At 61.9% G+C, this 10,521-nt stretch carries 10 protein-coding genes; 3 read left to right on the plus strand and 7 right to left on the minus strand.

Going from position 1 to position 10,521, the window contains the following annotated elements; translation table 11 throughout:
• Positions 1 to 15: 15 nt before the first annotated feature.
• Genes ABMC88_RS11345 through moaA form a run of 3 tightly spaced genes read right to left on the minus strand, consistent with a single transcriptional unit; the run spans position 16 to position 3,349 of the window.
• Positions 16 to 1,059 (minus strand): glycosyltransferase family 4 protein, encoded by a 1,044-nt coding sequence (locus ABMC88_RS11345; RefSeq protein WP_349576999.1) that lies wholly within the window; start codon positions 1,057 to 1,059, stop codon positions 16 to 18.
• On the minus strand, positions 1,056 to 2,333 hold the full coding sequence (locus ABMC88_RS11350) for a 3-deoxy-D-manno-octulosonic acid transferase (RefSeq protein ID WP_349577000.1): 1,278 nt from the start codon (positions 2,331 to 2,333) through the stop codon (positions 1,056 to 1,058). The genes ABMC88_RS11345 and ABMC88_RS11350 overlap by 4 nt, the downstream gene beginning before the upstream one ends.
• A gap of 8 nt (positions 2,334 to 2,341) precedes the next feature.
• Entirely contained in the window at positions 2,342 to 3,349 is a 1,008-nt protein-coding gene (gene moaA, locus ABMC88_RS11355) for a GTP 3',8-cyclase MoaA (protein ID WP_349577001.1), read from the minus strand.
• Positions 3,350 to 3,435: 86 nt separating this feature from the next.
• Here moaA and ABMC88_RS11360 point away from each other — a divergent pair, with 86 nt between their 5' ends.
• The gene (locus tag ABMC88_RS11360; protein WP_349577002.1) at positions 3,436 to 4,014 is read left to right on the plus strand and encodes a hypothetical protein; all 579 of its coding nucleotides are present in this window, start codon (positions 3,436 to 3,438) and stop codon (positions 4,012 to 4,014) included.
• 69 nt (positions 4,015 to 4,083) lie between these two features.
• Here ABMC88_RS11360 and ABMC88_RS11365 read toward each other — a convergent pair whose 3' ends face one another.
• The 4 genes from ABMC88_RS11365 to glmU are packed head-to-tail and all read right to left on the minus strand — an operon-like array spanning position 4,084 to position 8,476.
• Complete coding sequence (locus ABMC88_RS11365) at positions 4,084 to 4,761, minus strand: DNA alkylation repair protein (protein ID WP_349577003.1); 678 nt, start codon at positions 4,759 to 4,761, stop codon at positions 4,084 to 4,086.
• A complete protein-coding gene (locus ABMC88_RS11370) occupies positions 4,754 to 5,302 on the minus strand; it encodes a pyridoxamine 5'-phosphate oxidase family protein (RefSeq protein ID WP_349577004.1) in 549 nt (182 codons plus the stop codon). The genes ABMC88_RS11365 and ABMC88_RS11370 overlap by 8 nt, the downstream gene beginning before the upstream one ends.
• On the minus strand, positions 5,302 to 7,122 hold the full coding sequence (gene glmS, locus ABMC88_RS11375; protein ID WP_349577005.1) for a glutamine--fructose-6-phosphate transaminase (isomerizing): 1,821 nt from the start codon (positions 7,120 to 7,122) through the stop codon (positions 5,302 to 5,304). Before glmS ends, ABMC88_RS11370 begins: the two co-directional genes overlap by 1 nt.
• A gap of 1 nt (position 7,123) precedes the next feature.
• Positions 7,124 to 8,476 (minus strand): bifunctional UDP-N-acetylglucosamine diphosphorylase/glucosamine-1-phosphate N-acetyltransferase GlmU, encoded by a 1,353-nt coding sequence (gene glmU / locus ABMC88_RS11380; RefSeq protein ID WP_349577006.1) that lies wholly within the window; start codon positions 8,474 to 8,476, stop codon positions 7,124 to 7,126.
• 157 nt (positions 8,477 to 8,633) lie between these two features.
• Between glmU and ABMC88_RS11385 the strand changes: the two genes are divergently transcribed.
• Positions 8,634 to 9,305, plus strand: coding sequence for an HAD hydrolase-like protein (locus ABMC88_RS11385; RefSeq protein ID WP_349577007.1), 672 nt, complete (start codon positions 8,634 to 8,636; stop codon positions 9,303 to 9,305).
• A gap of 3 nt (positions 9,306 to 9,308) precedes the next feature.
• Positions 9,309 to 10,505 carry a DegT/DnrJ/EryC1/StrS family aminotransferase gene (locus ABMC88_RS11390; RefSeq protein ID WP_349577008.1) on the plus strand — a complete coding sequence of 399 codons (1,197 nt, stop codon included), beginning with the start codon at positions 9,309 to 9,311 and terminating at the stop codon, positions 10,503 to 10,505.
• Positions 10,506 to 10,521: the final 16 nt, after the last annotated feature.

The following is a 10,521-nucleotide window of genomic DNA, read 5'->3' on the forward strand; positions in this document are numbered from 1 at the left end:
GTTGTGGTCCGCTTTTTAGCTTTGTGTAAGGAGGCGGCGGTAAAGGGTTGTAAGCTCGTTCGCTTCGCGCTGGATCGAGAAGTGTTCCGCCACGTGGGGGCGGGCGTTTGTGGACCACGTTTTGAAGGGTTCGGGCGGTGCGATGGCTGTGTCTATTGCCGCGGCGAGGGCGTCTATTTCGTCAGGCGGGACCAGTAGCCCCGTGTCGGGGGTGACGATTTTTTCGAATGCGCCGACGCGGGTCGCGACGACGGGCACGCCGCATGCCATTGCCTCAATCGGGGTGAGGCCGAAACCTTCCCACCTTTGGGGGGCGACATAAAGGTCGAGGATCCTGTACCAATCGGCCATGGCTTCGACGTTGGCTTCCGGAAGGAAGTGGACGCGTGCGGCGAGGTCGCCTTGGGCCGCGACGCGGGTCTTGAGCTCGGCGAGGTAGTTTGCGTGTTTATCAGTCGCACGGCCCATGACCAGCGCGTGCAGATCGGGGTGTTGCCGCATTGCGGGCAGCATCGCCTCGATAAACGCATCGGTGCCTTTCTGGTGACGGATGCGGCCATAGCAGCCGACGAGCGTGCCGTTTGGCAGCCCCAGCTTTGCACGCAGGGCCGCACGGTCGGGGCTGGGCGCGTAGTCATCCAGATCAATGCCATGCATGATGACTTGGGCGGGGATTTCAAGATACTTGGCCGTCCGGTCCGAAGTGGCGACCACGGCGTCCATTTGCCGGATCAGCCAACGTGTCAGCCCTGTTTGCTGGCGTTGCGAGGCAGAGGTGAAGACCAGTTTGAGCCGCTTGCGCAGCAGGTGTTTGAGCGCGAGCCCCGCGATCATTTCGACGTTGCGGCGGGCGTGCCAGACGCGCAGCCTGTCGCGCGGCATCGTGATCAGCGCGGCGAGCGGGATTTGGGGCACGTGATCGGGCAGCACGGGGCCTGTTGCGACGATGCCGATCTCGCGGGCCTGTATCGGGACAAGGCGCACTACGGTTGCCGTGACACCCGACAGGCGTTTTTTGAAATTTGGCGCAATCACGTCGATGGTGGTGAAATCTGTCATGCCAGCTCCAGTGCATTGATCAGCCGCGCAGCGATGGTGTCGAGCTTGCCCGTCTCGGCGCTGGCAAAGCGTTTCGCGGCTTCGACTGCCTTGGTGCGTGTGGGCGTGTCGCGTAATAGGGTATCGATGCGGGCGGCCAGATCATCCGCGTCCGCGACGATGCGCGCCCCGCCCGTTGCCTCCATCGCGGAGAATGTCTCGGCGAAGTTGAAGACGTGGTTGCCCGATAGAATTGTTGCGCCGGCTTGGGCCACTTCGAACGGGTTATGCCCGCCGATGGGCAGCAGTGAGCCGCCCAGGAACACGATATCGCTGAGCGCGTACCAATTGCCCAATTCGCCCAATGTATCGGCCAGATAGACAGCTTTGCCCGGCTCTTCGGCGCGGCTGCGGCGGGTGAATTCCATCCCTGTGTCGGCGATGTGTTGCACCACCTGTGGCCCGCGTTCGGGGTGGCGGGGGATAAGGATCAGATGCAAGTCGGCGTGGGTTTCGCGCAGTGTTTTATGGGCGTCCAGAACGATTGCTTCTTCGCCTGCATGGGTCGAGGCCGCGATCCAGACAGGGCGGTGGCCAAGGGCGGCGCGGGCGGAAAAGATAACATCCTCGTCCTGCGGCAAGGGGCCTGACAGGGATTTGAGGTTCTGTCCACGCGCCACACGTGGGGCAGGGGCGTGGATGCGCACCATGGCTTCGGCCATCGCGTCATTCTGGGTCAAAATTAGGTCAAAGACATCAAGGACATAGGCGGCAAGACGGGGGCGTTTGCCCCATGACCGCAAGGACCGCTCGGACAGGCGCGCATTGACCAGCGCCATCGCGGCACCGCTGCTGCGGGTGCGGCGCAGCATTTGCGGCCAAAGCTCGCTTTCGACAAAAATCGCGGCGTCGGGGCGCCAGTGTTTCAGAAACCGCTTGAGCGGGCCGGGCGCGTCCAGTGGCGCGAACTGGTGTACACAACGCGGTGGCATCCGCTGCGCAATCAGCTTGGCCGAGGTGGCCGTGCCAGAGGTGATGAGGAAATGTGCATGGGGCAGGGCCGCGCCCATGCGACCTATCAAAGCCAGCACAGACAGGCTCTCTCCAACCGAGGCCGCGTGAAACCAGATCAGCGTGCCCTCGGCACGGTCGGCGGTGGCGTGGCCCAATGTCTCATGTGCGCGGTGCGCAGGCTCGCCCGCTTTCATCAGTTTGCGAACGGTGAACCGCGCCATGAAAGGCACCAGCAGCATGGTGAGCGCGACATAGGCGCGGTACAGGAATGGTACGCGCATCGGCTGCGCTACCCGCCTGTGTGGCTCATGTGGCGGGGCATCTGACCGTCGAGCTTTTGGCGCGAATAGTCAAAGTCATGGCCCCTGGGCTTCATCGCGATTGCCGCACGAATGGCGTCTTCCAGCGGACCGTTGTCGTCGGGGTGCAGGCGCAATGGCTCGCGCAGATCGGCGCTGTCTTCCTGGCCCAGACACAGGTAAATCTCGCCGGTGCAGGTGATGCGCACGCGGTTGCACGACTCGCAGAAATTATGGCTCAGCGGCGTGATAAAGCCGATTTTCTGGCCCGTTTCTTCCAAACGGACATACCGCGCAGGCCCGCCTGTGTTCTCGGCCAGATCGGTGACGGTGTAATGTTCGGCGTATTTGGCGCGCACGTCTTTGAGGGACCAATACTGTTCCAACCGGTCCTCGTTACCGATGTCGCCCATGGGCATGACCTCGATCCACGTCAGATCCATATCGCGCTCGGCACACCACTGGGTGATCTGCGCCAACTCGGGCTCGTTAAAGCCTTTCAAGGCAACGGCGTTAATCTTGACCCGCAGGCCCGCCGCTTGCGCCGCATCAATTCCGCGTAAAACCTGCGGCAGACGCCCCCAACGGGTGATGTCGGCAAATTTCCCCTCATCCAGCGTATCAAGCGAGACATTGACCCGCCGCACACCCGCTGCATACAAATCCTTGGCGTATTTCTCTAGCTGACTGCCATTGGTGGTCAACGTCAGCTCCTTCAGCGTGCCCGCATCCAGATGCCGCTTCATCCCGTCAAAGAACGACATGATCCCGCGCCGGACCAGCGGCTCCCCGCCGGTGATGCGCAGCTTTTGTACGCCCAAGCCGATAAAGGTGCTGCACATGCGGTCCAGCTCTTCCAGCGTCAGCAACTCGCGCTTGGGCAGGAATGTCATATTCTCGGACATGCAATAGACACAGCGAAAATCACACCGGTCCGTAACCGAGACGCGCAGATATGTGATGGCGCGGGCGAAGGGGTCAATCAAAGGAGCATTCATGCACAAGGGGTACAGGTCAGGCGGAAAAGGGGCAAGCGTGATTTGAAGGCTTGGAGACACCGCCTTGGTGCCATAAAAGAGGAGTCATGAAACGTATTTTTGCCCCCACCGCTGTCTTGCTGTTCCCCCTGACCCTTGGCGCTTGCGCCCAACTGGGGCTCGGTCAGCCGAATGATGTCGGCGCACCGCCCGCGCTTGCCACCGAAACCACGGCAGAGGCTGCTGGCACGGTCACCACCCCCTCGGACTTGCCAGAGGCGACAGCCGCTGATGTCGCAAAGGTAAAAGCTGATCCGGTGCTTACATCTGCACCGCCCCCCCCAAAAGCCGCCAAAACCCAAGATAGTCTTGATACCACGACGCAAGAACAACGCGCCAAAGCCGCCGCACCTGCAACTCCTGCTGCCGAGAGCAAACTGCTCGGCACGACGGTCGCGACCTTGGGCAGCCCGACAGAGCCAGGGTTCTGGCTCAAGACCCCGCTGGTGAAAACCGAAACAGCAGGCCGTGTGACCAATAAATCCAACGGCAAATCCTCCGCCGTGACCCTCATCCCCATCGACGGCCCCGCCACCGCAGGCAGCCGGATGTCACTCCCCGCCATGCGCCTGATCGAAGCCTCGCTCACCGATCTTACCGAGGTCGAGGTCACACTCGGAAGCTAGCCGCCTCCAGTTTCTTTATTTTGCCCTTAAACGCAATCCCGCACCCTCAACGGGTGCAGGGGCTTGCGTTCAGCGCAAATGCCGCAAGGCTTCCTTGCGCGCAAAGGGCTTCATGGCGTCGCCATGGGCATCGACAAAGGCAATAACGCGCTCAGGGTCATGTCGGCTCAGATCGCGCAACCACCATGCGACAGCTTTCTGGATGAACCACTTCTGGTCCACCGTATAAGACGCAGCCCAGCCCAATATTCGCTCCCGCGCGGCGATCTCTTCTGGCTTGGGATTGTTCTGTTTGGTCCACGGCAGGGTAATCACCAGCGCCGCACGGCGCGTCCACATATGGTCCGAGCGTGTCCACGCTTCGACCGCGTCCAGCCGCGTAGGGTCTGCCACCAGACGTTTCTGCCCTGCCATACAGGCATGATCGGCAATCGCCCAACTGTCGAAATCAGCACACCATGACGCGATCAGCGCCCAAGCTTCGGCGTCGTCAGGGCGCAACCGTGCTTGGGTCAACAGTTTGGCGGCGGCGACACGCGCCTCGTAAATATCCGTGCGCCAAAGCGCGTCTGACACAGCCACGCGGGATGGAACGTCCAATTCGCTCCGCCATTCTTTGCACAGCGCATCAATCTGCGGGTTTCTCAGCCCCAGATAGTCGCGTTCTATTTTGTGATAGGCCCGCATCCCCGCCGCACGCTCGGGGTCGGCCAAAGCTTTCAGGGCGTCCAGATAAGGCTCATGCATCGGTCAATATATCCGTCGGGTGGCCATCTAGCGTTGTGCGGTTTTTGTCGTGCCAATATTGCGCAATGCCTTCGGGGCCTTTGGTTTCCGTCCATGCGGTCAGCACTTCACGGTCCTGCGCAAAGTCGAACTGTGGCACGGCATAGCCACAGCTTGTCTGCATCATCTCAACGGTCATATCATAAATCTGCCGCGCCCCGTCAGAGGGCGGGAAGGCGGCGTTCAACCCGGCAAATTCGGCGTCACGCGGATGCAGCGTGCGGGCGGTGCCATAGGCCCGCAGGATCAGCGGGCGCACCTCGAACCCGCACCACATCAGCGTCATGCGGTTGACCGATTTCAAATGGCCCGCCGTCTCGTTCCCCGATCCGGTCAGGTTGCGCCAGACAATGCGGTTCGGTCCCATTACACGCAGGCTGTCCATCCCCTTGGGTGAGACATTGACCCGCCCGTCCACCGCCGCCGAGCCGCAAAAGAACATGTGCTGCGCTTCGATGAACTGGCGGTGGTCGTCGGTGATGGTGTCGAACTGTTTTGCCATTATTCCACCGTGACGGATTTGGCGAGGTTGCGGGGCTGGTCGACATCCGTGCCTTTTGCCACAGCCGTGTGATAAGCCAGCAGCTGGGCGGGGATCGCGTATAGGATAGGGGCCACAGCATCCGAGACATCAGGCATCTCGATGGTGTCCCACACGCCGATGCTGGCCTCGGAAAGCCCTTCGCGGTCTGACACAAGGATGACCTTGCCTTTGCGGGCCATCACTTCTTGCATGTTGCTGACGGTCTTATCAAACAGGCGGTCCCGCGGGGCCATGACCACCACAGGCATGTTTTCGTCAATCAGCGCGATTGGCCCGTGCTTCAGCTCACCCGATGCATAAGCTTCGGCGTGTATGTAGCTGATTTCCTTTAACTTCAGCGCACCCTCATGCGCCAGCGGATAGAGCGGCCCACGGCCAAGGAACAGCACGTCACGCGCGCTCGACAGTTTGCGGGCGGTCTCTTTCACCTTGGCGTTCTGGTCCAGCGCCTCGGCCATCAGCGCAGGCAGGCGGCGCAGTTGGGCGATGTGGTCTTGCAACTGTGCGTCCGTCAGCTCCCCGCGCTGCGAGGCGGCTTTGAGCGCCAGCACAAACAGCACCGTCAACTGGCAGGTGAACGCTTTGGTCGATGCAACGCCGACCTCAACCCCCGCGTAGATCGGCAGGGCCAGATCACTTTCCCGCGCAATCGAGCTTTCGGGCACGTTGACCACCGACACGATGTTGTCCGCCTTGCCCGCGCAATAGCGCAGGGCCGCCAGCGTGTCGGCTGTCTCGCCCGATTGGCTGACAAACAGGCTGACCGAGCGGGCAGGGATCGGCGGTTCGCGGTAGCGGAACTCGGACGCGACATCGACCTCGACAGGCAGGCGGGCGATCTGTTCGAACCAGTATTTGGCGGTCAGGCAGGCCAGCGATGCGGTGCCGCAGGCAACCATTGTGATCCGGTCAACTTTCGAGAAGTCGATCTGCGGGTCGGGCAGGCGGATCTCGCCTGATTTGGAGATGTAGTTGGCCAGCGTTTCGGCAATGACTGTCGGTTGCTCGGCGATTTCTTTGGCCATAAAGTGTTTGTGGCCGGCCTTGTCGATGCGCGTGGCACCCACTTCGATCTTGCGGATTTCGCGGTCCACGGCCTTGCCGTCAGCGGTGAACACAGACGCCCCTGCGCGGGTCAGAATGGCATAATCGCCTTCTTCAAGGTACGAGATGCGGTCGGTCATGGGCGACAGGGCAATCGCGTCCGAGCCCACGAACATCTCGCCATCGCCATAGCCGATCGCGAGGGGCGAGCCTTTGCGCGCGGCGATCATCAGGTCTTCTTCGCCGTCAAACAGGAATGCCAGCGCAAAAGCGCCGTGCAGTTTGCCCAACGTGGCAATGGCGGCATCGGTGGCGGACATGCCGCCGTCCATAAAGTGCTGCGCCAACATGGCCACGGTTTCGGTGTCGGTATCGGTCTGTGGCGTCAGGCCGTGCTGCGCCAGTTCGGCGCGCAATTCGCGGAAGTTTTCGATGATCCCGTTATGCACAACAGCGACGGGGCCAGAACGGTGGGGGTGCGCGTTAGTGGCATTGGGTTCGCCGTGGGTGGCCCAGCGGGTGTGGCCGATGCCCGATTTGCCTGCCAGCGGCTCATGCACCAGCAAATCGCCAAGGTTCACCAGCTTGCCCACCGCACGGCGACGGGCCAGTTTGCCCGCGTTCACCGTGGCGATGCCTGCGCTGTCATAACCGCGATATTCCAATCGTTTGAGCGCTTCTACCAGAATGGGCGCTGCTTCGTGGTTGCCCAAAACCCCTACAATTCCACACATCTTAGCTGCCCCGCTGCTGTTTGGCCTTTTTGGCCCTTAACATATCCATCAATTTTTGCGCCATGCCCGGTTTTTCGACCTGCGGCGCACGCGCCAGTGCCAGCGCGTTCTCCTCGACATCCGATGTGATGACCGAGCCTGATCCCGTCATCGCGCCATCCCCGATCTGGACAGGTGCGACCAGCATCGTGTTCGACCCGATAAAGGCGTTTGCGCCGATGTGGGTGTGGTGTTTCATCACGCCGTCATAGTTGCAGGTGATCGTGCCTGCGCCGATGTTGGCCTTGGACCCCACAAAGGCATCGCCAACATAGCTGAGATGGTTGACCTTGGCCCCTTCGGCGAGCGTGGCGTTCTTGATCTCGACAAAGTTGCCGACGCGGGTGTTCTCTTGCAATTCGGCACCGGGGCGCAAGCGGGCATAGGGGCCGACAACGCTGCCGCGTGAGATGTGACAGCCCTCAAGGTGGCTGAACGCACGGATATGTGCGCCCGACTCAACGGTGACACCTGTTCCGAAAAACACGTTCGGCTCGATATAGGCGTCGCGCCCGATAAAGGTGTCACGGGCGAGGAAGACTGTCTCTGGGGCTTGCAGGGTCACGCCGTCTTCCATCAGCTTGACGCGGGCGCGGGCCTGAAACGCGGCCTCGGCCTGCGCCAGTTGCGCACGGGAGTTCACGCCCAGCGTCTCGGCCTCGGCGCAGGTGACGGCGGTGGCTTTCAGCCCGCGCGCGCGGGCCAGCCCGATGATGTCGGTGAGGTAGTATTCGCCAGAGGCGTTTGTGTTGTCTACAGCCGAGATCAGATCGAATAGCAGGTCGGATTTACACGCGATGACGCCACTGTTGCACAGGGTCACGGCCAACTCGTCCTTGGTTGCGTCTTTGAATTCGACAATGCGCTCCAGCGATGCGCCGTCCATAATCAGGCGGCCATAGCGGCCCGGATCAGCGGCTTCGAAGCCCAGCACGACCACATCCGCGCCCTCGGCCGCGCTCAGCATATCCTCCAGCGTGTGCGGCTCGACAAAAGGCGTGTCGCCGTAAAGCACGATGGCCGTGCCGTCAAAGCCTGCCAGCGCGTGTTTGGCCTGATCGACCGCGTGGGCGGTGCCCAGCTGTTCGGACTGCACGACAACGGTAGCCGTTTCGTCAAAGGCGTGGGCGGCGGCGGTGACTTCGGCGGCGCCGTGCCCCGCCACAACAACGGTGTGTTGGGGGTCAAGCGTGGCCCCTGCGGCCATTGCATGGACCAGCATCGGGTCGCCAGCGATAGGGTGCAAGACTTTGGGCAAGTCCGAGTTCATCCGCGTGCCCATGCCTGCGGCAAGGATGATGAGGCTGGTATTCATGTGCTATCCGCTCTGCTTCTTTTGTTTTGTCCTGTTTAACGCAAGTGGCCCCCCGTGCAAGGTGGGGGCGATCACTAAGGGTTGCGGCTTGCAACACGTTTGCCTGCGGGGTAGGCGGATTATGGCGCGAATGGCGGCAATTGCGGGGGAGAGACGCATGAAGACGGTGGTTTTTGATCTGGACGGCACCTTGGCCGATACAAGCGGTGATTTGATTGCGGCGGCGAATGCGTGTTTTCGCGATATGGGGGCGGGCGATTTGCTGGACCCTGCGACAGACGCGGGCACGGCGCTGCGCGGTGGGCGGGCGATGCTGCGGCTGGGAATGACGCGGATGGGCAAGCCTGCGGATGACCCGCTGATTGACCAGTACTATCAGGCGCTGCTGGACCACTACGCCCGTGACATCGACACGCATACGCGGCTGTACGACGGGGCGATGGCGGCTGTGGCCGAGCTGAAGGCACGCGGGTTTATCGTGGCGATCTGCACCAACAAGCCAGAGGGGCTGGCCCGCGAGCTGCTCACGCGTTTGGGGATACTGCAAGAGTTCGCCGCGATGCTGGGCGCAGATACGCTGCCCGTGCGCAAACCCGACCCCGAACATTTGATCGAGACCGTGCGCCGTGCGGGCGGGGACCCTGCGCAAAGCCTGCTGGTGGGCGATAGCGATACGGACCGCAATACATCGGCCAATGCAGGTGTGCCTTCGGTGCTGGTGACATTCCGGCCTGCGGGCGGCGATATGGCGGCGCTGAAGCCGGAGGCGCTGTTGGAGCGGTATAGCGATCTACCCGATCTGGTGGAACAGATGTTGGGAAAGGCCTGAGCCATGAGCGACATCTTCAAAGGCAGCTTCACCCAGCAAGAGCCGATCCCCGAAGCGGGCATCGAGGCGGCAGTGGCGGTGATGCGCCACGGGCGATTGCACCGCTACAACACGGTTGAGGGCGAAGTGGCCGAAACGGTGCTGCTGGAGCAGGAATTTGCCGCAAGCGTGGGCGCAAAATATTGCCTCGCCGTGGCCTCGGGGGGCTATGCAATGGCGACGGCCCTGCGCGCTGTAGGGGTAAAAGCGGGCGACCGTGTGCTGACCAATGCCTTTACCCTTGCCCCTGTGCCCGGCGCGATTGCGGCGGTGGGCGCGGTGCCTGTGTTTGTGGGCGTGACGCCAGAGCTGGTGCTGGACCTCGATGATCTGGAGGCCAAGGCGGACCAAGCGGACGTTCTGCTGCTGAGCCATATGCGCGGGCATCTGTGCGATATGGAGCGTCTGATGGCAATCTGTGATGCCCATGGCATCAAGGTGATCGAGGATTGCGCCCACACGATGGGGGCCGCGTGGAAGGGCAAACCCAGCGGGACATGGGGCATTGTCGGCTGTTACTCGTGCCAGACGTATAAACACATCAACTCGGGCGAGGGTGGATTGTTTGTCACAAACGACGCAGAGGTCGCGGCCCGTGCGATCATGTATTCCGGCAGTTATATGCTCTATGAACGCCACCTTGCGGGGCCGCCAGCAGAGACTTTTGAGACGATCCGCTACGAGACGCCCAACATCTCGGGGCGTATGGACAACCTGCGTGCCGCGATCCTGCGCCCGCAGCTGGCTGACCTGGCCACCCAATGCGCGCGCTGGAACGAGCGGTATTTTGCGATTGAGGAGGCCGTGCGCGGCACAGCGGGCCTCAAGGTGATCGAGCGTCCGCAGGCGGAAACCATCGTCGGCTCCTCGATCCAGTTCTTGCTGGAAGGGTGGAGCGGTGAGGCCGTGACCGATCTGGTGGCGCGATGTGCGGCACGCGGGGTCGAATTCAAATGGTTCGGCGGGGCGGAGCCTGTGGGCTTTACCAGCCGCTATGACAGCTGGCGCTATGTGGACGCGCCCGCCATGCCCGACAGCGACCGCGTATTGGCGGGGATCATCGACATGCGGGTGCCGCTGACATTCACGTTGGAAGATTGCGCCTTGATCGGGCGGATCATTCGCGAAGAAGTCGCACGGGTCGGCTCATCCATAGGGTGATCTGACGGACCGCTGA

This window comes from Sulfitobacter aquimarinus (genome assembly GCF_040149565.1).
Taxonomy (GTDB): Bacteria; Pseudomonadota; Alphaproteobacteria; order Rhodobacterales; family Rhodobacteraceae; genus Sulfitobacter; species Sulfitobacter aquimarinus.

Excerpts from the sequence above, each read along its gene's own strand:
- moaA (WP_349577001.1), bottom strand. The coding sequence starts at position 3,349 with ATGAATGCTCCTTTGATTGACCCCTTCGCCCGCGCCATCACATATCTG.
- ABMC88_RS11350 (WP_349577000.1), bottom strand. The coding sequence starts at position 2,333 with ATGCGCGTACCATTCCTGTACCGCGCCTATGTCGCGCTCACCATGCTG.
- ABMC88_RS11390 (WP_349577008.1), top strand. The coding sequence starts at position 9,309 with ATGAGCGACATCTTCAAAGGCAGCTTCACCCAGCAAGAGCCGATCCCC.
- ABMC88_RS11385 (WP_349577007.1), top strand. The coding sequence starts at position 8,634 with ATGAAGACGGTGGTTTTTGATCTGGACGGCACCTTGGCCGATACAAGC.
- ABMC88_RS11370 (WP_349577004.1), bottom strand. The coding sequence starts at position 5,302 with ATGGCAAAACAGTTCGACACCATCACCGACGACCACCGCCAGTTCATC.
- ABMC88_RS11360 (WP_349577002.1), top strand. The coding sequence starts at position 3,436 with ATGAAACGTATTTTTGCCCCCACCGCTGTCTTGCTGTTCCCCCTGACC.
- glmU (WP_349577006.1), bottom strand. The coding sequence starts at position 8,476 with ATGAATACCAGCCTCATCATCCTTGCCGCAGGCATGGGCACGCGGATG.
- ABMC88_RS11365 (WP_349577003.1), bottom strand. The coding sequence starts at position 4,761 with ATGCATGAGCCTTATCTGGACGCCCTGAAAGCTTTGGCCGACCCCGAG.
- ABMC88_RS11345 (WP_349576999.1), bottom strand. The coding sequence starts at position 1,059 with ATGACAGATTTCACCACCATCGACGTGATTGCGCCAAATTTCAAAAAA.
- glmS (WP_349577005.1), bottom strand. The coding sequence starts at position 7,122 with ATGTGTGGAATTGTAGGGGTTTTGGGCAACCACGAAGCAGCGCCCATT.